This is a genomic window from Variovorax sp. EBFNA2, assembly GCF_033802765.1.
GTDB lineage: Bacteria > Pseudomonadota > Gammaproteobacteria > Burkholderiales > Burkholderiaceae_C > Variovorax > Variovorax paradoxus_H.
Genome location: NZ_CP138496.1, coordinates 3,868,125 through 3,888,627, shown reverse-complemented (window position 1 = coordinate 3,888,627; position 20,503 = coordinate 3,868,125). Strand labels below are relative to the sequence as shown.

21 protein-coding genes are annotated in these 20,503 nt (G+C 68.7%); 11 read left to right on the top strand and 10 right to left on the bottom strand.

Annotated elements, in window-relative coordinates:
* Positions 1-8: 8 nt before the first annotated feature.
* From RZE79_RS18460 to RZE79_RS18450, 3 genes are all read right to left on the bottom strand, one after another.
* Positions 9-1,136, bottom strand: coding sequence for an NAD(P)/FAD-dependent oxidoreductase (locus tag RZE79_RS18460; protein ID WP_319355809.1), 1,128 nt, complete (start codon positions 1,134-1,136; stop codon positions 9-11).
* Positions 1,137-1,329: 193 nt separating this feature from the next.
* The gene (locus RZE79_RS18455) at positions 1,330-1,500 is read right to left on the bottom strand and encodes a hypothetical protein (protein WP_167395039.1); all 171 of its coding nucleotides are present in this window, start codon (positions 1,498-1,500) and stop codon (positions 1,330-1,332) included.
* 109 nt (positions 1,501-1,609) lie between these two features.
* Positions 1,610-2,209, bottom strand: a complete 600-nt coding sequence (locus RZE79_RS18450) for a helix-turn-helix domain-containing protein (protein WP_319355806.1) — start codon at positions 2,207-2,209, stop codon at positions 1,610-1,612.
* A gap of 42 nt (positions 2,210-2,251) precedes the next feature.
* Between RZE79_RS18450 and RZE79_RS18445 the strand changes: the two genes are divergently transcribed.
* Positions 2,252-2,773 (top strand): GNAT family N-acetyltransferase, encoded by a 522-nt coding sequence (locus RZE79_RS18445; RefSeq protein WP_319355805.1) that lies wholly within the window; start codon positions 2,252-2,254, stop codon positions 2,771-2,773.
* Between the two features lie 7 nt (positions 2,774-2,780).
* Here RZE79_RS18445 and RZE79_RS18440 read toward each other — a convergent pair whose 3' ends face one another.
* From RZE79_RS18440 to RZE79_RS18430, 3 genes are read right to left on the bottom strand one after another with little or no spacing between them, the layout of a single operon-like run.
* Complete coding sequence (locus tag RZE79_RS18440) at positions 2,781-3,746, bottom strand: aldo/keto reductase (protein WP_101490084.1); 966 nt, start codon at positions 3,744-3,746, stop codon at positions 2,781-2,783.
* A 46-nt stretch (positions 3,747-3,792) separates the two neighbouring features.
* A complete protein-coding gene (locus RZE79_RS18435) occupies positions 3,793-4,392 on the bottom strand; it encodes a chromate transporter (protein ID WP_319355802.1) in 600 nt (199 codons plus the stop codon).
* Positions 4,389-4,985, bottom strand: a complete 597-nt coding sequence (locus tag RZE79_RS18430; RefSeq protein ID WP_319355801.1) for a chromate transporter — start codon at positions 4,983-4,985, stop codon at positions 4,389-4,391. The genes RZE79_RS18435 and RZE79_RS18430 overlap by 4 nt, the downstream gene beginning before the upstream one ends.
* 81 nt (positions 4,986-5,066) lie before the next feature.
* Here RZE79_RS18430 and RZE79_RS18425 point away from each other — a divergent pair, with 81 nt between their 5' ends.
* Positions 5,067-5,996, top strand: coding sequence for a YihY/virulence factor BrkB family protein (locus tag RZE79_RS18425; protein ID WP_194273937.1), 930 nt, complete (start codon positions 5,067-5,069; stop codon positions 5,994-5,996).
* On the opposite strand, the gene RZE79_RS18420 is transcribed toward RZE79_RS18425, so the two are convergent.
* Positions 5,993-6,547 (bottom strand): DUF924 family protein, encoded by a 555-nt coding sequence (locus RZE79_RS18420; RefSeq protein WP_153283923.1) that lies wholly within the window; start codon positions 6,545-6,547, stop codon positions 5,993-5,995. The genes RZE79_RS18425 and RZE79_RS18420 overlap by 4 nt on opposite strands.
* Before the next feature lie 105 nt (positions 6,548-6,652).
* Between RZE79_RS18420 and RZE79_RS18415 the strand changes: the two genes are divergently transcribed.
* The 3 genes from RZE79_RS18415 (at position 6,653) to RZE79_RS18405 (ending at position 9,278) form a co-directional block, all read left to right on the top strand.
* A complete protein-coding gene (locus RZE79_RS18415) occupies positions 6,653-7,105 on the top strand; it encodes a CHRD domain-containing protein (RefSeq protein ID WP_153283924.1) in 453 nt (150 codons plus the stop codon).
* A gap of 78 nt (positions 7,106-7,183) precedes the next feature.
* Entirely contained in the window at positions 7,184-8,422 is a 1,239-nt protein-coding gene (locus RZE79_RS18410; RefSeq protein WP_319355798.1) for a patatin-like phospholipase family protein, read from the top strand.
* Positions 8,423-8,495: 73 nt separating this feature from the next.
* Complete coding sequence (locus tag RZE79_RS18405) at positions 8,496-9,278, top strand: 3-hydroxybutyrate dehydrogenase (protein WP_319355797.1); 783 nt, start codon at positions 8,496-8,498, stop codon at positions 9,276-9,278.
* Positions 9,279-9,407: 129 nt separating this feature from the next.
* Here RZE79_RS18405 and RZE79_RS18400 read toward each other — a convergent pair whose 3' ends face one another.
* The gene (locus tag RZE79_RS18400; protein ID WP_373696488.1) at positions 9,408-10,364 is read right to left on the bottom strand and encodes a GNAT family N-acetyltransferase; all 957 of its coding nucleotides are present in this window, start codon (positions 10,362-10,364) and stop codon (positions 9,408-9,410) included.
* Between the two features lie 141 nt (positions 10,365-10,505).
* Between RZE79_RS18400 and RZE79_RS18395 the strand changes: the two genes are divergently transcribed.
* Positions 10,506-12,893, top strand: a complete 2,388-nt coding sequence (locus RZE79_RS18395) for a YgiQ family radical SAM protein (protein ID WP_319355795.1) — start codon at positions 10,506-10,508, stop codon at positions 12,891-12,893.
* Between the two features lie 21 nt (positions 12,894-12,914).
* On the opposite strand, the gene RZE79_RS18390 is transcribed toward RZE79_RS18395, so the two are convergent.
* Positions 12,915-13,553, bottom strand: a complete 639-nt coding sequence (locus RZE79_RS18390) for a cold shock and DUF1294 domain-containing protein (protein WP_319355793.1) — start codon at positions 13,551-13,553, stop codon at positions 12,915-12,917.
* 287 nt (positions 13,554-13,840) lie between these two features.
* Between RZE79_RS18390 and RZE79_RS18385 the strand changes: the two genes are divergently transcribed.
* The 3 genes from RZE79_RS18385 (at position 13,841) to RZE79_RS18375 (ending at position 17,906) form a co-directional block, all read left to right on the top strand.
* Positions 13,841-14,761: a DMT family transporter gene (locus tag RZE79_RS18385; protein ID WP_319355791.1), complete on the top strand. Its 921-nt coding sequence runs from the start codon at positions 13,841-13,843 to the stop codon at positions 14,759-14,761.
* Positions 14,762-14,768: 7 nt separating this feature from the next.
* Positions 14,769-15,674 (top strand): hypothetical protein, encoded by a 906-nt coding sequence (locus RZE79_RS18380; protein WP_319355790.1) that lies wholly within the window; start codon positions 14,769-14,771, stop codon positions 15,672-15,674.
* Between the two features lie 144 nt (positions 15,675-15,818).
* Positions 15,819-17,906, top strand: a complete 2,088-nt coding sequence (locus RZE79_RS18375) for an esterase-like activity of phytase family protein (RefSeq protein WP_319355788.1) — start codon at positions 15,819-15,821, stop codon at positions 17,904-17,906.
* 6 nt (positions 17,907-17,912) lie between these two features.
* Here RZE79_RS18375 and RZE79_RS18370 read toward each other — a convergent pair whose 3' ends face one another.
* A complete protein-coding gene (locus RZE79_RS18370; protein ID WP_319355787.1) occupies positions 17,913-18,785 on the bottom strand; it encodes a CoA transferase in 873 nt (290 codons plus the stop codon).
* A gap of 156 nt (positions 18,786-18,941) precedes the next feature.
* On the opposite strand from RZE79_RS18370, the gene RZE79_RS18365 reads away from it, so the two are divergent.
* Positions 18,942-19,844, top strand: coding sequence for an SDR family oxidoreductase (locus RZE79_RS18365; RefSeq protein WP_319355785.1), 903 nt, complete (start codon positions 18,942-18,944; stop codon positions 19,842-19,844).
* A gap of 39 nt (positions 19,845-19,883) precedes the next feature.
* A complete protein-coding gene (locus RZE79_RS18360) occupies positions 19,884-20,495 on the top strand; it encodes a glutathione S-transferase (protein WP_319355784.1) in 612 nt (203 codons plus the stop codon).
* Positions 20,496-20,503 lie beyond the last annotated feature (8 nt).

The window sequence follows — 20,503 nt, the reverse complement described above, 5'->3', positions numbered from 1 at the left end:
CCTGAGGGCTAGCGGGCCAGCGCCCCGCGGCCCTTGCGGTGGAAGTACACCAGCTCCGCCGCACGCCGCATCGGCGCCGTGCCGAGCAGGCGGTTGAACATCCAGTCGCTCTGGAAGTGGTCGAAGGCCCACCGCAGCGTGCGCTTCATCAAAAAGCGCGGGTAGCCGCGCACGAACCATGTGGCGGGGTCGTCCACCTCGCCGCGCACGAAGCGCGCCACGGCCTCGCCGGCACGCTCTCCGTGCTGCAGCGCCGTGTGGATGCCGCCGGCCGTCACGGGCGACACCATGCCCGCCGCATCGCCCACCAGCAACGCCCGTTCGCGGGCCACCACCGGCAGCACGCCGCCGCAGGGAATCATTCCGGCGCGCACGGCGACCGGCGGCGCGTCGCCGGGCGACACCACGGGGGCGATCTTGCGCAAGAGCGGGTCGAGCCGCAGCGCGCCCGTGTCGTGGTGCCCCATGCGGCGCGCCAGGCCGATCTGGCTCACGCCGACGCCGTCGAGCGCCCAGCCGATGTAGCCCGGTGCCAGTTGTTTGTCGATGAAGCAATGCAGCAGGTCGGGCGCCATGCGCGCGCCCCGGTACTCGTGCTCCACGCCGTAGAGGAAGCGCGTGTTGCGCGACAGGCCCAGCGCCTTGGCCACGCGCGAATGCGGGCCGTCGGCGCCGACAAGGTAGGTCGCGCGGATGCAAGGGCCTTGCGCCACCGGCACCTCCCAGCGGCCGTTCACCCAGAGCGCCTGCTCGAACAGCGTGCCCAGGCGCACCTCGACGCCGCAGGCCCGGGTGGAGTCCACCATCCAGTCGAGCAGTGCGGGCGCGTCGGTGGCCCAGAACCAGTAGCCGGGCGCGTGCAGGTCGACGTGGTGCATGTCGGGTGCGTACAGCCGCACGCCGTCGATGCGTCGCACCAGCGCGGGCGGCACTTCGGCCAGCCATGGCACGCTGTCGACCGCGTCCTTGACGATGATCCCGGTGGTGTGCAGCTTGGCGCCGGCGGCGGCTTTCTTTTCGAGCACCATCACGCTGAGGCCCGCCTTGGCGGCGGCGCGCGCGCAGGCCAGCCCGGCAAAGCTTGCACCGATGACGAGCAGGTCGACCTGGGTGCAGGCCAGACCGGGGTCGGTCACGAAAGCTGGTGCGGGGCAGGGCGCGGCCGACGAGGAAGGCGCGTGGGGAGAAAAGAGACAGGAAGAAGAGGCGTACATGGGCGGCTGACTTGCAAAGCGCACCACGGGGTGTGGTGCGCCTGCGAAGTTAGCGACGCCATGTGCGCCGGGCGTGAAGCCTGTGTGAACTGATCTGTGAAGCCGGCAGGCTCGTTCAGGACGGGTCTTTGCTGCGCGTGCGGGCCACGGCGCTGAAGACGCCGATGCCCAGCAGGATCAGCGCACCGATGCCGATGTAGAGCGTGGGCACGCCGGCCACCGAGGCGCCCCAGGCGACCCCGGCCAGGAAGATCAGAAAGCCGATCATGTAAAGCGCAAAGGACATCGTGTGGCTCCGTTAGCTGAGATGCCTTGCAGTATCCCGACGCGCCCCCGGGCCCGAACCGGCCTGAATCGTCTCTGCGTGTGGGAGCTTGCCTACCGTGCGGGTACGGTCAATCGGGCACGGCGACCAGCAGGTAGCGGCAGGCGGTGCGCCCCAGCGCCTTGAAGACCAGCGGCCGGTCGACGCCGAAGTCGAGGCAGTCGCCCGGCGCGAGTTCGAAGCGCTCGTCGCCGTAGTCGACCTGCAGCGCGCCGTCGAGCATCCACAGGCTCTGCCGGTACGGCGTGCCGCTCCATCGCGGATAGCCGACCTGCGCACCGCGTGGCAGCTCGACCTCGACCAGCTCCACGCCGCTGCCCGCGCCCCGCTCGGCGACCTGACGGCGCAAATAGCCCGCGTCGGGATCGCGCCAGACCTCCTGCATGGCCCGCGTGCGCAGCCGCTGCGGCTGCACCTTGTCTTCGGTGAGAAGCTGCGCCAGCGAGACCCCGAGGCCGGCGGCGAGCTTTCCCAGCAGCACGGCCGTCGGGCTGCTCTGCGCGCGCTCGACCTTGGAGATCATTGCCTTGCTCACGCCCGACAACCCGGCCAGGTCCGCAAGGCTGAGCCCCTGCGCCTGGCGCAGCGCCAACAGCCGGGTGGCGATGAGCGCGTCGATGTGGCCGTCGGCCGGCGCTGCCGGCGAGGTGGAAGGTGAAGCGTTTCCCATATGAGATTATTATTCTCTTATATTGAACGACAGAGAAACACCATGCGTCTCATCGCCTGCACCGAAGAAGCCCATTCAGGCGCCATCCTGGCGATCCTGAACGAGGCCATCGTCAATTCCACCGCGCTGTACGACTACAAGCCGCGCACGGCCGAGAACATGGTGACGTGGTTCGCCACCAAGCGCGCCAACGGCTTCCCGGTGATCGGCGCGGAAGACGACAACGGCAAGCTGCTGGGCTTCGCGAGCTACGGCAGCTTTCGCGCGTTTCCGGCCTACAAGTACACGGTGGAGCACTCGGTGTACGTCGATGCCGCGCACCGCGGCGAGGGCCTTGGCCGCACGCTGATGGAGGCGATCGTGGCCGAGGCGATCGCGCGCGAAGTGCATGTGATGGTCGGCGCCATCGATGCGTCGAACGCCGGCAGCATCGCGCTGCACGAGCGCCTGGGCTTCACGCATTCAGGCACCGTGCAGCAGGCCGGTTTCAAGTTCGGTCGCTGGCTCGACGTGGCGTTCTACCAGCGGATTCTGGCGACGCCGCTGAACCCGGTCGACGGCTAGCCGAGACTCAGGCCGGCGTCTCGGCGCTGGCCCGGTCGAGCATGTCGATGGTGCCCGCGTCCAGCTTGAGCTGCGTGGCGACCACCAGTTCTTCGAGCTGCGCCAGCGAGGTCGCGCTGGCGATGGGTGCCGTCACGCCGGGCCGTGCGATCTGCCACGCAATGGCGACCTGGCCGGGCTTGGCGTTGTACTGCTGCGCCACCTTGTCGAGCGCGTCGAGGATGCGCAGGCCGCGCGGGTTCAGGTACTTCTTCGTGGTGTTGGCGCCGCGCGCGCTCTTGGCCGCATCGGCCTCGGTGCGGTACTTGCCGGTGAGAAAGCCCGCCGCCAGCGCGTAGAAGTTGATCACGCCCACTTCACGCTTGATGCACAGCGGCTCGAGCTCGTCTTCGAACACCGCGCGGTCGTACAGGTTGTACAGCGGCTGCAGGCTCTCGTAACGCGCGATGCCCAGGCGCTCCGACACGTCGAGCGCCTCGGCCAGCCGTGGTGCCGTGTAGTTCGAGGCGCCGATGGCGCGCACCTTGCCCTCCTTGATGAGCGCGTCGAAGGTGCCCAGCGTGTCTTCGAGCGGCGTGTTCGCGTCGTCGTCGTGCGACTGGTACAGGTCGATGTAGTCGGTCTGCAGGCGCTTCAGCGAGGCGTCGACGGCCTCGCGGATGTACGCGGGCGACAGGCCCACCTTGCCTTCGCCCATCGGCTTGCCGACCTTGGTGGCCAGCACCACGCGGTTGCGTTTGCCGCTCTGCTTGAGCCACTTGCCGATGATCGTTTCCGATTCGCCGCCCACATGGCCCGGCACCCAGGCCGAGTAGACGTCGGCGGTGTCGACGAAGTTGAAACCGGCGTCGAGCCAGGCATCGAGCAGCTTGAACGAGGCCGCCTCGTCGACGGTCCAGCCGAACACGTTGCCACCGAAAGCGAGGGGAGACACCCGAAGGCTGGAACGGCCGAGCGGACGAAGTTGCGACATGGCAGAGGGCTCCTGAAAGAAAAAAGTGTGCAGAAGGGAAAGGTGCTCAGACGAAGCCTACCGCGCCCAGCGCCGCGCCGCAGCCCAGCAGCCACAGCAGGTGGATGCGCGTGCGCCACACCACCAGTGCGGCCACGCCGCTGAGCAGCCACAGGTGCCAGGCCGGCACGCCGGGCGACTGGTTGCCGCCAGCCAGCACCCAGCCGGTGGCGATGAGCAGCCCAACCACGACGGGTGCCATGCCCTGCTTGAAGGCGCGCACCTCGCGGCGCGTGCGGTTGCGGTGGCCCCAGCGCGTGGCGAAATAGGTGAGGGTGGTGCTCGGCAGCATGATGCCGACCATGGTGATCATCAGGCCGAAGAAGCCGAGCAGCCAGGCCATCGGGCCGGCGCCGATGCCGCCGCCCGCGTTGAGCCCGACGTTCCAGCCCATCAGCGCGACGAACAGCACGTTGGGCCCGGGCGCGGCCTGGGCGATGGCGACCGACGAGGTGAACTGCGCCTCGGTGAGCCAGCCGTGCTGCGCCACGAGGTAGCGGTGCATGTCGGGCACCGTGGTGATCGCGCCGCTGATCGACAGCAGCGACAGCAGCAGGTACTGGCCGAAGAGGGCCAGCCAGTCGTGCCATTGCATGACGATGGTCATGGGGAGATCTTCTTCCAGGTCCACACGCAGGCCACGCCGCCCACCGCGAGCAGCACCCACCCCAGCGGAATCTTCAGCAGCGCGATGGCCGCGAACACCAGCGCCACGAACCCCAGGCAGGTCGCAAAGCCCAACGGGTGCTTGCGCAGCTGCGGAATCAGCTTGATGCCCGTGGCCGCAATCAGCCCACCCGACACCGCGCCCATGCCGCGCAGCGCGGCCGCCACCTGCGGGTTGGCGGCGTAGTGCGCGTAGAGCACGGCCAGCGCGAGGATCACGAACAGCGGCACGGTGAGCATGCCCGCCACCGCGGCGATGGCGCCGCGCAGGCCGAAGTAGCGGTCGCCGATCATCAGCGCGAGGTTGACCACGTTCGGCCCCGGCATCACCTGGGCCACGGCCCAGTCTTCGAGGAACTGGTCGGGCGTGAGCCACTTCTTCTTTTCGACCATCTCGCGCTGGACGATGGCGAGAACGCCGCCGAAGCCCTGCAGCGCGAGCCAGGTGAAGGAAACAAAAAGGTCGCGTGGCGACGCGGGCTGCGGGTGCGGGTGGTCTGGCGGCGGGGCCGCGGCGGGTGCGGACGGGTGCATGTGCGAGCGATTATCGTAGGCAGCCTGTCAACATGCCGGGCGCCGCGCTGACAGACGCGGGGCCCACCCGAGGAACACTTCATGCTCATGCAACTACGCGCTCTCTTCGATCTCTGCCGGCGCGCCTTCGCTTCCTGGTCGAACGACTACGCCCCGAGCATGGGCGCGGCGCTGGCCTACTACACGGTGTTCTCGATTGCGCCGCTGCTGCTGATCGTGATCGCGGTGGCCGGCCTCGTCTTCGGTCAGGAGGCCGCGCGCGGCGAGATCTTCGCGCAGCTCTCGGGCCTCATGGGCGCGCAGGGCGCGGCGGCGGTGCAGGGCATGCTGCAGGCAGTCAACAAGCCGACCGAGGGCATCGTGGCCACGGTGGTCGGCATCGGCCTCCTGGTAGTGGGCGCGACCACCGTTTTCGGCGAACTGCAGGACGCGCTCGACCGCATCTGGCGCGCGCCCGCGCGCACGCAGAGCAAGGGCCTCTTCAACCTGTTGCGCGTGCGGCTGCTGTCGTTCAGCATGATCATGGGCATCGGCTTTTTGCTGATGGTGTCGCTGGTGGCGAGCGCCGCACTGGCCGCGCTGGGCAAGTGGTGGTCGCCGATGTTCGGTGCCTGGGCCACGCTGGCGCAGGTGGTGAACTTCGCCTTCAGCTTCGCGATGGTCACGGTGATCTTCGCGATGATCTACAAGATCATGCCGCGCGCCAGGGTGCAGTGGCGCGACGTGTGGGTGGGCGCGGCGGTGACGGCGCTGCTGTTCACCGTGGGCAAGCACCTCATCGGCCTGTACATCGGCAAGAGCAGCGTGGCTTCGGGCTACGGCGCAGCCGGCTCGCTGGTGGTGGTGCTGGTGTGGGTGTACTACTCGGCGCAGATCTTCCTGCTGGGCGCCGAGTTCACCTGGGTCTATGCGCGCACCTACGGCTCGATGAAGGACGCTGCGGCCGAGCCGGCAGGCCACGCGTCGCCGACGCGCGACGTGCCGCTGCCGGCGCATGCCGACACGCCCTAGCCGGCGAAGCCGCCTTCGTCGAGAAACTTCTGCTCTTCCGGCGTGGATGTGCGCCCGAGCATCCGGTTGCGGTGCGGAAAGCGCCCGAAGCGCGCCACGATGTCGCGGTGCAGCACGGCAAAGCGCTGCGTGTTGGCGTCCTGCGTGGCGTTGAGCGCGACCGAGCGTTCCTGCTCGGCCAGCACCTCCGAGTGCATGAAAGGCAGGTAGAAGAAGCGCTGCATCAGGGCGTCGGCCTGCGTGTCGAAGCCGGCTTCGACGGCGCGGCGCGCCACGGCCAGCGCGAGGCCGTCGGTGGCGAGCATGTGCGGGTTCTGGCGCCAGGCGTTGCGCGGGAACTGGTCGAGCAGCACCAGCAAGGCCAAGGCGCCTTCGCCGGTGTCGGCCCAGTGGTCGAGCCGTCCGCTGGCCGCAGCCTGGTGGGCGGCGGCCAGGCGGTCGATGCAGGCGGCATCGAAGGCATCGCTTTTCGCGAACCAGCGCTCGGGTCCGGCATCGCGCCAGAACGCGACCACGTCGTGTGCACAAGGGAGGGTGTCGTCGGAAATCATCGTTGCATTCTCTTGCACAGGCGTGCGAAGAAGGGGCGCTGACCGACAAGGCCGCAGGCGTCGTCTGCCTATGCTGAATGCTTTCATCCACAGGAGACCCCGACCATGAACAACAGCACTCGCACACTCTGGCGCACCACCCTCGTCGCGGGCCTGGCCGCCGTCGCGCTGGCCGGCTGCGGAATGATGTCGAAGTCGAACGTCGCGAGTTTCAGCGGCGCGATGAACGCGGCGAGCGAAGTGCCGCCCAACATGACGCGCGGCAGCGGCATGGCCGAGGCCTGGCTCAACCGCGACACCAACGTGCTCAAGTACAAGATCACCTACAACGGCCTGAGCGGCCCGGCCACGGCGGCCCACTTCCACGGACCTGCCGCCGCGGGCGCGAATGCCGGCGTGGTGCTGCCCTTCGCGAATGCGGCCAGCCCGATCGAGGGCCAGGCCACGCTCACGCCGGCACAGGCCGCCGACCTCGTGGCCGGCAAGTGGTATGCCAACATCCACACGGCGGCCAACCCGGCCGGCGAGATCCGCGGCCAGATGCTGCCGAAGATGTGAGATCCGTCCGGGGCTGAGTGACGCAGCGAAAAGGCCCCTGGTCAGGTAGCTGTCGCGGGGCTGGTGTCCAATGAACGCATGACGACGACACCCAAGAAAAAGCCTCGCGCCGCCACCGCTGCTTCCTCTTCTTCTCCCGCTTCCTCCACCGCACCACCCCATCCGTTCATCGCCCGCCGCGAAGGCATGCGCGCTGCCCGCAAGGCGCTCGTGCTGCAGGGCGGCGGCGCGCTCGGGGCCTACCAGGCGGGCGTGTACGCCGCGCTCAGCGAGACCGACCTGCAGCCGCACTGGATTGCGGGCGTGTCGATCGGCGCCATCAATGCCGCACTCATCGCCGGCAACGCGCCCGCACAGCGCGTCGACCGGCTGCGCGAGTTCTGGCACCTGGTGTCTTCGGGGCCGGCGCAGCGCCTGCCGTCGTGGCTGGGCGACCGCGCCACGCAGAACCAGTGGAGCGCCACCATGGCCTCGCTGGTCGGCATTCCGGGCTTCTTCGAGCCGCGCTATTCGCCGGCCTTGCTGATGGGCGGCGCTGCGCCGTTGCTGAGCTACTACGACACCGCGCCGCTCAAGGCCACGCTGGAGCGGCTCATCGACTTCGACCGCATCAACGCCTGCGAGGCGCGCTTCAGTGTGGGCGCCGTCAACGTGCGCACCGGCAACTCGGTGTACTTCGACAACACGCGCCAGCGCATCGGCCCCGAGCACATCATGGCCAGCGGCGCATTGCCACCGGGCTTTGCGCCCGTGCACATCGACGGCGACGATTACTGGGACGGCGGCATCGTGTCGAACACGCCCCTGCAGTACGTGCTCGACACGCATCCACGCTCCGAGGCGCTGGTGGTGCTGCAGGTCGACCTGTTCAACGCGCGCGGCGAAATGCCGCACACGCTGGCGGGCGTGATGGAGCGGCAGAAGGACATCACCTACTCGAGCCGCACGCGCATGAACACCGATGCGCTCGCGGCCAACATGAACCTGCAGCAGGCCATTGCCGACCTGATCGCCAAGCTGCCGCCGGGCCTGCGCAACGACCCGAGCGTGGTCGAGGTGCAGGCGCAGCTCACGCACGAGCCGATCGACATCTTTCACCTGATCTACCGCGACAAGTCGTACGAGCTGGAGTCGAAGGACTACGAGTTCTCGCGCGCCGCGGTGGAAGAGCACTGGGAATCGGGCGTGCGCGACATGGGCAAGACGCTCGCCCACCCCGAGACGCTGCGCGCCGACGCCACGGTGAACGGCGTGACCACCTTCGACCTCGGCGAGCCGGGCACCGGGCGCATCAAGCGGCCGGGGCTGTCGCGCTGAGGGCAGGCGGCCGGGCGCTTGCCCGGTTCTTGCTCGCTTTTTTCCTATCCACCACTTCCAAGGACGCTTCACCATGCAACTCAAGGACAAGGTCGCCTACATCACCGGCTCGGCCAGCGGCATCGGCAAGGAAATCGCCGTGCTGTTCGCGCAGGAAGGCGCAAAGATCATCATTGCCGACCTCAACAAGGAAGCCGCCGACGCCACCGCCGCCGAACTGAAGGCGACGGGCGCGCAGGCCATCGGCGTGGGCGTCGACGTGACGAACGAGGACCAGGTCAATGCTTCGGTGGAAGAGGGCGCCAAAGCCTTCGGCGGCATCGACATCCTCATCAGCAATGCCGGCATCCAGATCGTGCATCCGGTCGAAGAGTTCAGTTTTGCCGACTGGAAGAAGATGCTCGCGATTCACCTCGACGGTGCGTTCCTCACCACCAAGGCCTGCCTCGAGCACATGTACGCGCAAGGCCGCGGCGGCAGCGTGATCTACATGGGCTCGGTGCACTCGAAGGAAGCCTCGCTGCTGAAGGCGCCCTACGTGACGGCCAAGCACGGCCTCATCGGGCTGTCCAAGACGGTCGCGAAAGAGGGCGCCAAGCACGGCGTGCGCGCCAACGTGATCTGCCCGGGCTTCGTGCGCACGCCGCTGGTCGAAAAGCAGATTCCCGAGCAGGCGAAGACGCTGGGCATCACCGAGGAGCAGGTCATCAAGAACGTGATGCTCAAGGAAACGGTGGATGGCGAGTTCACCACCACGGACGACGTGGCGCGTGTGGCGCTGATGTTCGCGGCGTTTCCGACGAATGCGTTGACGGGGCAGTCGCTCGTGGTGAGCCACGGCTGGTACATGCAGTGAGTTTCTCCCTCCCCCTCTGGGGGAGGGCGGGGGTGGGGGCACGGCGGCGCTTGTTCAGGCGCGGCACTTGATCGAAGGCCTGCCCCCATCCCAACCTTCCCCCAGAGGGGGAAGGAGTAAGACCTCCGGCTACAGCTTCAACTCCCAGGTCTCTCCGACCAGCGGCTGCCCGTAGCCTTCGTGCGGCTCCGAATGCGTGAGCTGGAAGCCGCGCTTGGCGTAGATGCTGCGCGCGGCCGTGAGGCAACTGTTGGTCCACAGCGTCATCTTCTTGTAGCCCTTGCGGCGCGCGAAGGCGATGCACTCGTCGACGAGGCGACCGCCCAGGCCCAGCCCGCGCGCGGCCGGCGTGAGGAGCAGCATGCGCAACTGCGCCACGGTGGCCGACTTGCGCACCACGAAGATCGCGCCGACGCGCTCGCCGTTGAGCTCGGCGATCCAGCAGCGCTCCCACTCGGGCTGGAACTTGAGCAAAAACTCGCCCGCGATGCCCGCCACAAGCGCCTCGAAGCGCTGGTCCCAGCAGTATTCGCGCGCATACAGTTCGCCATGCTGCTGCACCACCCAGCCGATGTCGCCGGGCGCCGGATCGCGCAGCACGGCGGCCTGGGTGCGGGCCGGCGGCGTGGCCGGATCGAGCAGCGACTGCACCGTGCCCATGGCCTGCACCAGCTGGTTTTGCTGCGCCGGCGGCAGCGCGGCGAGCAGGGCGGCGGCTTCGTCGCGCGATTTCTGTTGCAACGGCGCAAATGCCGCGTGGCCGGCCTCGGTCAGGCGCAGCACGCTCTGGCGCGCGTCGCGGGCGTGCGGCTCGCGCGTGAGCCAGCCCTGGGTTTCGAAGCGCCGCAGGATGCGGCTGAGGTAGCCGGCGTCGAAGCCCAGATCGCGCCCGATCTCGCTGGCGACCGGGGTTTCGCGGTGCGCCAGCTCGTAGAGCACGCGCACGTCGGTCAGCGACATCTCGCTGCCGAGGTAGGGATCGAGGGCGCCGATGCGGCGCGTGTAGAAGCGGTTGAACTGGCGGATCGCCTTGACGGCGAGCGGATCGACGGGGCTGGCAGAAGCGGTCATGGTTGCCATTGTCATTTGGTTGGTTGACTTTGGCAATCAAATGCCGACCTTGCTGATCGCGGGGCACTGCCTGACAGAGGCGACAGAGATGATGGAAAACCCTAAAATCAAGGGTTGCCCTTCACGGCGCCACCGAAGCGCTGTTAACTCCCACCGATGAACGCCCCCGTCGACGTCTCCTTTTTCGCGCGTGCCGCCAAGCCGCTGACCAGCTACCGCAAGTACTGGGCGGCCCGTTTTGGCACGGCCAAGTTCCTGCCGACCTCGCGCAAGGAGATGGACGCGCTCGGCTGGGACAGCTGCGACATCATCGTGGTCACGGGCGATGCCTACGTCGACCACCCCAGCTTCGGCATGTCGGTCATCGGCCGCATGCTCGAGGCGCAGGGCTTCCGCGTGGGCATCATTGCGCAGCCCGACTGGCAAAGCGCCGAGCCCTTCAAGGTGCTGGGCAAACCGAACCTGTTCTTCGGCGTCACCGCCGGCAACATGGATTCGATGATCAACCGCTACACGGCGGACCGAAAGATCCGCAGCGACGACGCCTACACGCCCGGCGACGTCGGCGGCTCGCGCCCAGACCGCGCGGCCATCGTGTATTCGCAGCGCTGCAAGGAAGCCTGGAACGACGTGCCGATCATCCTCGGCGGCATCGAAGGCTCGCTGCGCCGCATCGCGCACTACGACTACTGGTCGGACAAGGTGCGCCGTTCCATCGTCGTCGACGCCAAGTGCGACCTGCTGCTGTACGGCAACGCCGAGCGCGCCATCGTCGAAATCGCGCACCGCCTGGCCGCCAAGGAGCCGGTGCAGCAGATCACCGACGTGCGCGGCACCGCCTATGTGCGCCGCGAAACGCCTGAAGGCTGGTTCGAGATCAATTCCACCAGCGTCGACGAACCCGGCCGCGTCGAGGCGCACGTCAACCCGTACCTGATGGTGTCGGACCAGGCCAAGGCCAACGGCGCCACGTGCGCGAAGGAAGACGAGGCCGAAGCCGTCGCCAAGGCCGCCGAAGCCGCGGGCTCTGCCGCCGGCTCGGTCGTCAACCCGGCCATCAAGCCGCTGACCTTCGTGCCCAACCCCGCGCTGCAAGGCCGCGGAAAGATCAGCGTGCCGCCGCGCGACCGTTCGGTGATCCGCCTGCCTTCCTACGAGCAGGTGCGCAGCGACCCGGTGCTCTATGCCCACGCCAACCGCGTGCTGCACCTCGAGACCAACCCTGGCAACGCCCGCGCGCTCGTGCAGGCGCACGGCGAGGGCGCCACGGCGCGCGACGTGTGGATCAACCCGCCGCCCATTCCGCTCACCACGGCCGAGATGGACCACGTGTTCGACCTGCCGTATGCGCGAAGCCCGCATCCGCGTTACGCCGACGAGAACGGCAGCCACGACGGCGCGACCAAGATCCCCGCGTGGGAAATGATCCGCTTCAGCGTGAACATCATGCGCGGCTGCTTCGGCGGCTGCACCTTCTGCTCGATCACCGAGCACGAGGGCCGCATCATCCAGAGCCGCTCGGAAGAATCGATCATCAAGGAGGTCGAGGCCATCCGCGATTCGGTGAGCGGCTTCACCGGCACCATCTCCGACCTCGGCGGCCCCACGGCCAACATGTACCGCCTCGGCTGCAAGAGCCCCGAGATCGAATCGGCGTGCCGCAAGCCCAGCTGCGTGTACCCGGGGATCTGCCCGAACCTGGGCACCAACCACGATCCGCTCATCAAGATCTATCGCCGCGCGCGTGCGCTCAAGGGCATCAAGAAGATCCTGATCGGTTCCGGCCTGCGCTACGACCTCGCCGTGCAGTCGCCCGAGTACGTGAAAGAGCTGGTGCAGCACCACGTCGGCGGCTATCTGAAGATCGCGCCCGAGCACACCGAGCAGGGCCCGCTCACGAAGATGATGAAGCCCGGCATCGGCAGCTACGACAAGTTCAAGCAGATGTTCGAGAAGTACTCGGCCGAGGCGGGCAAAAAGCAGTACCTCATTCCGTACTTCATCGCCGCGCACCCGGGCACCAGCGACGAGGACATGATGAACCTCGCGATCTGGCTCAAGAAGAACGGCTTCCGCGCCGACCAGGTGCAAACGTTCTATCCGTCGCCCATGGCCACCGCGACGACGATGTACCACACCAACAAGAACCCGCTGCGCAAGATCACGCGCGAGAGCGAGACGGTGGACATCGTGCGTGGCGACAAGCGCCGCCGCCTGCACAAGGCGTTCCTGCGCTACCACGATGCCAACAACTGGCCGCTGCTGCGCGAAGCTTTGAAGAGCATGGGCCGCGCCGACCTCATCGGCAATGGCAAGCATCACCTGATCCCGACGTGGCAGCCGCTGACCGACGGCGGCTACACGAGTGCGCGCCGCAAGAACTCGACCTCTGCGCCGGTGGCTGCCAAGGCCGCTGCGCCGGTCAGGCTGACGCCCGTGAAGCCCTCGAAGGGCCGCATCCTCACGCAGCACACCGGCCTGCCGCCGCGCGACAACGGCAGCGGTGGCAAGCCGCTCAACAAGCCTTCACGCAAGGTGCGTTGATGCGTTGAGTCGAAGGCGCGGTCAGGCAAAGACCGCTTGCTTCGACAGCCAGAACACCCACGCCCCCAGCGCCGCGCCATGCAGCGCGACCGTGACGCGGAACATCGCGAGGAAACTCGCCTTGCTCGACTTGTGCCGCAGCAGCCGCTGCGCGCACCACGCGCCCGGCCAGCCGCCCGCGAGCGCGAGCAGGTGCAGCGTGCTTTCCTGCGTGCGCCAGCGCCCGGCCTGCGCCGCGCTCTTGTCGAAGGCATAGGCCGCGAAGGTGAGCAGGCTCAGCCCCGCGACGACCGCCAGCGCGAGCAGCGGCAGTCGACCGAGCCACACGGCGGCGCCCAGGCCAGCGGCATAGATCACGATCAGCCACGCGCCCCACGGCGTGCCGGCCGCTCGGCGACTCGAAGGCTGGCGCGGCTGCGCGCGTGATGCTACGCGGGGCATGGCAGCCGCCGTGGTCGCAGCCTCCACAGCCACCGCCCGCGGCCCTTTGCCGCCGACATGTATTTCGTCGAAGCGCACCGCCATGCCGACCTGCGGCTTCAGCTGTCGATCGCGAAAGTCGCGCAGGTGCACGAACACATCGGCCGACACCTCCGGGCTGCGGATGAAACCGAAGCCGCGTTCGGCCTCCCAACGAACGAGTCGACCTTGGCGCTTCATGAAGTGAGGTGAAAGAGGGCAGGGCACATGCGGGCGATTCTCTCTTGTGGGCCTGCGGTCGCGCTTCTATCATCGGCCGCTCATGCACCTGCATCACTCTCCCCCTCCGTCGACCCGCCGCTGACGTTCGCGCGCGTCTCGCGCCGCGCCCGTCAGACCCGCAAGTGGTCGCTGCCGTCCGCCTCCTTCGCTGAATGAAGAACGCCGGGCGGTGGCCGGATGGTCATGCCCGCCCCGCAATGCGTCGACACAACGCCGCGGCCGTGGGCTTCACGGAGAGTTCCAACATGAATGCAAGAACAACGGCCGCCCTGGCCTGGGGCGGCGTGCTGCTGGCCGGCGTGCTCTGGGGCGGCGGCGCCCTGGTGGCGCAATTCCTGATCTATGGCGGCATCGCGCCGCACAGCCTGTCGCTCGCACGCTTTGCGCTGGGCATGCCGCTGCTGTGGTGGCTGCACTGGCAGGCGACCCGGCGCTCACCGGCTGCCGATGCCGGATGGCGCCATCTGACGCGACGCGAGCAAGGCCACGTCGTCGGCACCGGCGCCGCGATGGCGCTGAACGTGAGCTGCTGGTTCGCGGGCATCGCGCACCTGGGTGCGGCGTTGCCGACGGTGATCTCGATCTGCTGCGCACCGTTGATCGTCGCCTGCGTGTCGGTGCTGCGCGGCTACGAGCCCTTCGGCGCGCGCCTGCTCGGTGGCCTTGTGCTGGCGCTGGCGGGCGTGCTGCTGCTGGTGATGCCGGCCGGCAGTTGGGGCGCCTTGCCGGCGGGCTACGGCGCAGGGCTGGCGTGGTCCTTCGGCTCGGCCGTCTGCTACGCGCTGGTGGTGCTGGGCAACGCGCGCATGCCGGCGCGGGTGCCGGCCGTGACCGCGTCCGCCTGGGGCATGAGCGCCGCGGCGCTGTGCATGCTCGGCGTCGCCGTCGCGAACGGCATCACCTGGCCCGCGGGCGCGGCGCAATGGACGGGCGCGGCCTACACCGGGGTGGCGACCACGTCGGTGGCCTACCTGGCCTTCGCCTGGGGCGCGCGCCGGCTGTCGCCGACGGCGGCGGTGGTCGGCACGCTGATCGAGCCCTTGGTGGCCGCGTGGCTCGCGGCGCTGTGGCTCGCGCAGCCGATGGCGCCGCGGCAATGGCTGGGCGCGGCGTTGCTGGCGGGCGCGATGCTGCTGCTGGTGCGGCGGAACCGGGGTATCGTGTAGCCCCATGATGAGCAGTTCGCCCCCCGTGCCGGTTTCGTGGAAGCGCATCCTCGCGACGGCCGCCTGCTGTGGCGTGTCGCTGCTGGCGCAGGCGGCGGCACCCGAGGCCTCCGCGCCCACCGGCCCGCAGGCGCTGCGTGCCGAGCACCAGAAGCTCAGCGACAAGCTCGACCAGAGCCGCTTCGGGCGCCCCGTGCAGCTCAACTCCACCGAAACGCCGGGCGGCCTCGAGGGCGACATCTATGCCGTGGTCGAGCACCCGCTGTCGAAGGTCAGCGCGGCGCTCAAGGGTTCGGACCACTGGTGCGAACTGCTCACGCTGCACATCAACAACCGGCGCTGCCGCGTGAGCACTTCGCCGCAGGGCAAGGAGACGCTCACGCTGTTCGTGGTGCGCCGCTACGACAAGCCGGTCGACCAGGCTTTCGAACTGCCTTTCGTCTACCGCGTGGCCAGTGCCACGCCCGAGCACCTGCAGGTCGAGATGTCGGCCGACACCGGCCCGTTCGGCACCAGCAACTACCGCGTGCGGCTCGAGGCGGTGGCGCTCGACGAGCGCAAGACCTTCCTGCACTTCAGCTACGGCTACGACCACAACACGATGGTGCGGCTCGCCACGCAGGCCTACCTGGCCACCTTCGGGAGCAGCAAGGTCGGGTTCACCGTGGTGGGCAAGGGCGCCGACGGCCAGCCCGAGTACATCCGGGGCCTGCGCGGGCTGGTGGAGCGCAATGCGATGCGCTACTTCCTCACGCTCGACGCCTACCTGGCCACCGGCAGCAACGATCCGGCCGAGCGCCGGCAGCGCTACTGGTTCGCGGCGGCCGAGCGCTATCCGCGCCAGTTGCACGAGGTCGACCTCGACACCTACCTCGCGGTGAAGCGCGAAGACCGCCAGCGCGACGGCCGCTGAAAACACGGCGCCGACCACGCAACCTTTCGGTTGCAGTTTCACGAGCTTGTCATCTGCCTCGGCATTAATCGCCGGGGCTTGCGCCTTTGCGCGGGCGCATCACAAGGACAACAGGCAATGCGCAAGACAACAAGAGGATCGAGGATGGGATGGCTGGCACTCGTGGGTGCTGGCGCGGTGCTGACCGCTTGCGGCGGCGGCAGCGGCGGCGGGGGCGGCTGGTCGTTCCCCGTGGGTGGCGGTGGCGGCACGACCAACCCGCCCGCTGCGCAATCGAAGACCGGCACCTTCCTCGATGCCGCCGTGGAAGGCCTCGACTACGTGGCCGGCAACGCCGCCAAGGCTGCCACCAACGCCAAGGGCGAGTTCAGCTGCATCGACGGCGAGACCGTCACTTTCAGCGCCGGCGCGCTGGCGCTCGGCAGCGCCGCATGCGGCGAGACGATCACCCCATTGACCCTGGCCGGCGGCAGCGACGTGAAGGCCGATGCGGTGGTCAACCGCCTGCTCGCGCTGCAGAGCTTCGACGACGACCGCGACCCCGCCAACGGCATCCGCCTGACGCCCGCGCTCAAGGCCGCGCTGACGGCCGGCGCGCTCGACTTCAATGCCGCGCCCGACGCCTTCCATACCGCGCTCAACGCGGTGCTGGCCGCGCTGCCCGCTCCCTACAATGCCCGCATGGTCGACTCGAACCGCCGCATGCTGGCCCGCGAACACTTCGAGGACACGCTGGCCTCGCGCCTGGCCGCACCGGTCACCGAAGCCTCGACGCAAACCAACCAGCTCGGCGCCATCGGCATTGCCGTCACGCGCTACCAGCTGCAGGCCGAGGCCCGCTTCCACGTGCCCTACGAGGGCGACAACCCGAACATCAAGGCCGACTTTCCGCAAGGCTTCCTGCCGGCCTACGGCTCGGGCCTGGCGTTCAAAGGCAAGGCCGACGACGGCGCGCTCGAGTTCTACGCCATCACCGACCGCGGCCCGAACGGCGACGGACCGACCGCCCCCGTGCCCGGCGCCGGCGATGGTGTCACCAGCACCAGCAAGGTGTTCCCCGCGCCATCGTTCGCGCCGAGCTTCGGCATCGTGCGCATCGGCAAGACCGGCGCCGTGCTCAGCACCAGCGTGCCGCTCAAGCGCGACGCCAACACGAAGATCACCGGCCTGCCGCCGCGCTCGGGCGTGGGCTCGACCGGCGAGACCCCGCTGAACGACCAATACAAGTTCGACGAGGCCAAGGCCGGCTACGACGCCCACGGCCTCGACCCCGAGACGCTGGTGCTCGACAAGGCGCGCAACGTGCTGTGGACCAGCGACGAGTACGGCCCTTTCATCGCGCGCCTGAACATCGCCACCGGCCTGGTCGAGAAGAAGTACGCGCCCGGCCCCGGCGCCACCGACCTGCCGGCGGTGCTGGCCCAGCGCCGCCCCAACCGCGGCATGGAAGGCCTGGCGCTCGACGCGGCCAGCGGCGTGCTGCATGGCTTCCTGCAGAGCCCGATCGATCCGCGCGATGCCAACGGCAAGTCGATCAAGGCCAAGCCGCCCGGCGGCACCAACACCGACGTGCGCCACATCGCGAAGTTCACGCGCTGGCTCGCGTTCGATCCGGCCACCGAGACTTCGAAGCTCTACGCCTACCCGATCGACGGCAGCCAGTACGACAAGGACCGCACCGGCAACGCCAAGCTCGGCGACGTGGTGAGCCTGGGCAACGGCCGCTTCATCGTCATCGAGCAGGGCGCGCGCAAGAGCGACGGCAAGGTGTTCAACAAGCTGATGCTGGTGGAGCTGCCGGCCAACGCGACGAACATCGCCGCCCCCGAGTTCGATCACAACCTCGAGATCAGCAGCATCACGCAGGCACCGTCGAACGGCATCGACTATTCGACCGTGGTGACGATGCGCAAGACCGAACTGCTAGACCTCAACGTGCTGGGCTGGCTGGCCGAGAAGGCCGAGGGCCTGACGGTCGTCGACGACCAGACGCTGGCGCTGGTGAACGACAACGACTTCGGCCTGGGCACCGTGCTGCTCGGCGCCGATGGCAAGACCGTGGCCGGCAGCGTCGAAGACTGCACGGTCGATGTCAAGGGCGAGCTCAGCAAGTGCCCCGCGGGCACCGTCAGCGCGCGCATCACGCGCGGCTCCGACCTGGAGCGGCCGACGCGCATCTGGCTCATCAAGCTCGATCGCAAGTTGAGCGAGCTGCGCCTGCCGGCGCTCTGAGCGCCGTCAGTCGGCCAGCGTGAGCAGCGGCACGTCGCGCTCGCGGCCCATGGCTTCCAGCTCGGCGCGCGTGCGCGTCGCGAGCCAGGCGGCCAGCGCTGTGTGCGTGGCCGGCGCCATCATGTCCGGCGGCGCCACGCCGGCCACGTCGCACAGGCGCGCCGCGAAATGCGGCTCCAACGCCGCCACCGCCACGCGGCCGTCGGCGCAGGGATAGACGCGGTAGCCCGCGTGCGCGCCGCCCACCGCACCTTCGGGCTTCGTCAGGCCCCAGGTGCGGGGCAGGGCGAGCCAGTCGGCCGAGGCGTTCAGCGCCACTTCGAGGTACACGCCGCCGCGCTGGCGGGTCTGCTGCAGCATGGCCTTGAGCACCGCCTCGCTCGCGAGCAGCGCACCGCCCATGTCGGCGTACAGCGTGGGCGGCAGCTGGGTGCCGGTGACGAGGCCGCTTTCGGCAAGGTAGGTGAGGTCGTGGCCCGGCTCCTCGGCGCGCTCGCCGGGCGCGCCGACGATGGCGACCTGCGACAGCGCCGGGTGGCGCGCCTGCAGCGTGGCCCAGTCGAGCTTCAGCTTCTGAAGTGCGGACGGGCGGAACGAGGTCAGCAGCACGTCGGTGCTGGCGAGCTCGGCGTGCAGCAGCTCCTGCCCAGCCTCGCTCTTCAGGTCGACCGTGCGGACCTCGACGCCCTCGTGCAGCGCGGTGTAGGCGGGCCGGTTGTACAGCCCCATCGGATCGCCACCGGGCGGCTCCAGCTTGAGGCAGGTCGCGCCCATCGCGCGGCAGCGCAGCAGCGCGGCGGGGCCCGGCAGGTTGAGCGCGAGACTCAGCACGCGCACGCCGTCGAGCGGCAGGAAGGAAGCATCGGCGGAACGGGGCATGGGTCGTGTGTCCGGAAGGTGCAGGGAAAAGGGGGCGCGGCCATTTTCACCCGTCGGCAAAGCCAGATTCCGCAAGCCACGGCACGCTGTCGGTCGTAGCATGCGGCGATGGCAGCACGCGCTCCTGCCGCTGCCGCAACGCCAAGGAGACCTCTCATGTACGAAGCATCCCTGATGCGCGGCCAGCGCATCCTCGTCACCGGCGGCGGCACCGGCCTGGGCCGCGCCATGGCCGAGCGATTCCTGAGCCTGGGCGCCGACGTCGCCATCTGCGGCCGACGCCAGGCGGTCTGCGAGGAAACCGCCGCTGCCTGGCGCCAGCAGTTTCCCGATCGGCGCATCGACGCCTTCGGCGTCGACATCCGCATCGCGCAGCAGGTCGACGACATGGTCGAGAGCCTGTTCCAGAGCGGCGGGCTCACGGGCCTCGTCAACAACGCGGCGGGCAACTTCGTCTCGCCGACCGAGAGCCTGTCGCCGCGCGCCTTCGACGCCGTGGCCAACATCGTGTTCCACGGCAGCTTCTACGTGACGCAGGCCGTGGGCAAGCGCTGGGTGGCGCAGGCCAAGTCGGGCCAATGGAAGCCGGGCGACGCCTATCGCAGCGTGATGAGCATCATCGTCACCTGGGTCGACAACGGCAGCCCCTACGTCGTGCCTTCGGCGATGAGCAAGGCCGGCATCGAGGTCATGACCAAGTCGCTCGCGGTGGAGTGGGCGCGCCACGGCATCCGCCTGAACGCGGTGGGCCCCGGCGAGATCCCGACCGAAGGCATGAGCAAGCGCCTGAACCCCGGCGAAGAGCCCGGTGCGCGCAGCATCAAGACCAACCCGATGGCACGCGTGGGACGCATGAGCGAGCTGCAGAACCTCGCGTCGTTCCTGATGGCGCCGGGCCAGTGCGACTGGCTCACGGGCCAGAGCATCATGATGGACGGCGGCAATGCGCTGGCCACCGGCGGCAACTTCTACGAGCTGCGCGAGTGGAGCGACGCCGACTGGCTGGCCGCGCGCGAACGCATCGAGGCGCAGAACCAGAAGGACAAGGCGCAGCGCTGAAGGTCGCGTTATCGTGGCGTTCTTTTGTCAGGAGAACCCATGCAACTCGTCGGCATGCTCGACTCGCCTTTTGTCCGCCGCGCCGCCATCTCGCTGCGGTTGCTCGGCCTTGATTTCGAGCACCGCTCGATCTCGGTCTTCAGCACCTTCGAACAGTTCCGCGCGATCAACCCGGTGGTCAAGGCCCCGACGCTGGTGTGCGACGACGGCACGGTGCTGATGGACTCGACACTCATCATCGACCATGCGCAATCGGTCGCGGGTCGCAGCTTGTTTCCTGCCGATCCGGCGGGTCGGCTGCGCGACCTGCGCCTCACGGGGCTCGCGCTCGCGGCCTGTGAGAAGACGGTGCAGATCGTCTACGAGCGCAACCTGCGGCCTGCCGAGAAGCTGCACCAGCCATGGGTCGATCGCGTGCAGGGTCAGCTGAACACGGCGTATGCGGAACTGGAGCGCGAACTGGCTGTCGCGCCGCTGGCGGCACCTGCGGAACGCACGATCACGCAGGGCGGCATTTCGGCGGCGGTGGCCTGGACCTTCACGCAATTCATCCTGCCCGAAGTGGTGCGCCCGTCGGACTTTCCGCTGCTCGCCGCCTACACGGCGCAGGCCGAGCAACTGCCCGTGTTCGTCGGCGCGCCGCTGGTCTGAGCGACCGC

What these genes read in the sequence shown, in the direction of transcription:
- RZE79_RS18455 (WP_167395039.1), bottom strand. Translation starts at nt 1,500, where the DNA reads ATGTCCTTTGCGCTTTACATGATCGGCTTTCTGATCTTCCTGGCCGGG.
- RZE79_RS18450 (WP_319355806.1), bottom strand. Translation starts at nt 2,209, where the DNA reads ATGGGAAACGCTTCACCTTCCACCTCGCCGGCAGCGCCGGCCGACGGC.
- RZE79_RS18445 (WP_319355805.1), top strand. Translation starts at nt 2,252, where the DNA reads ATGCGTCTCATCGCCTGCACCGAAGAAGCCCATTCAGGCGCCATCCTG.
- RZE79_RS18440 (WP_101490084.1), bottom strand. Translation starts at nt 3,746, where the DNA reads ATGTCGCAACTTCGTCCGCTCGGCCGTTCCAGCCTTCGGGTGTCTCCC.
- RZE79_RS18435 (WP_319355802.1), bottom strand. Translation starts at nt 4,392, where the DNA reads ATGACCATCGTCATGCAATGGCACGACTGGCTGGCCCTCTTCGGCCAG.
- RZE79_RS18430 (WP_319355801.1), bottom strand. Translation starts at nt 4,985, where the DNA reads ATGCACCCGTCCGCACCCGCCGCGGCCCCGCCGCCAGACCACCCGCAC.
- RZE79_RS18425 (WP_194273937.1), top strand. Translation starts at nt 5,067, where the DNA reads ATGCTCATGCAACTACGCGCTCTCTTCGATCTCTGCCGGCGCGCCTTC.
- RZE79_RS18420 (WP_153283923.1), bottom strand. Translation starts at nt 6,547, where the DNA reads ATGATTTCCGACGACACCCTCCCTTGTGCACACGACGTGGTCGCGTTC.
- RZE79_RS18415 (WP_153283924.1), top strand. Translation starts at nt 6,653, where the DNA reads ATGAACAACAGCACTCGCACACTCTGGCGCACCACCCTCGTCGCGGGC.
- RZE79_RS18410 (WP_319355798.1), top strand. Translation starts at nt 7,184, where the DNA reads ATGACGACGACACCCAAGAAAAAGCCTCGCGCCGCCACCGCTGCTTCC.
- RZE79_RS18405 (WP_319355797.1), top strand. Translation starts at nt 8,496, where the DNA reads ATGCAACTCAAGGACAAGGTCGCCTACATCACCGGCTCGGCCAGCGGC.
- RZE79_RS18400 (WP_373696488.1), bottom strand. Translation starts at nt 10,364, where the DNA reads ATGACAATGGCAACCATGACCGCTTCTGCCAGCCCCGTCGATCCGCTC.
- RZE79_RS18395 (WP_319355795.1), top strand. Translation starts at nt 10,506, where the DNA reads ATGAACGCCCCCGTCGACGTCTCCTTTTTCGCGCGTGCCGCCAAGCCG.
- RZE79_RS18390 (WP_319355793.1), bottom strand. Translation starts at nt 13,553, where the DNA reads ATGAAGCGCCAAGGTCGACTCGTTCGTTGGGAGGCCGAACGCGGCTTC.
- RZE79_RS18385 (WP_319355791.1), top strand. Translation starts at nt 13,841, where the DNA reads ATGAATGCAAGAACAACGGCCGCCCTGGCCTGGGGCGGCGTGCTGCTG.
- RZE79_RS18380 (WP_319355790.1), top strand. Translation starts at nt 14,769, where the DNA reads ATGAGCAGTTCGCCCCCCGTGCCGGTTTCGTGGAAGCGCATCCTCGCG.
- RZE79_RS18375 (WP_319355788.1), top strand. Translation starts at nt 15,819, where the DNA reads ATGGGATGGCTGGCACTCGTGGGTGCTGGCGCGGTGCTGACCGCTTGC.
- RZE79_RS18370 (WP_319355787.1), bottom strand. Translation starts at nt 18,785, where the DNA reads ATGCCCCGTTCCGCCGATGCTTCCTTCCTGCCGCTCGACGGCGTGCGC.
- RZE79_RS18365 (WP_319355785.1), top strand. Translation starts at nt 18,942, where the DNA reads ATGTACGAAGCATCCCTGATGCGCGGCCAGCGCATCCTCGTCACCGGC.
- RZE79_RS18360 (WP_319355784.1), top strand. Translation starts at nt 19,884, where the DNA reads ATGCAACTCGTCGGCATGCTCGACTCGCCTTTTGTCCGCCGCGCCGCC.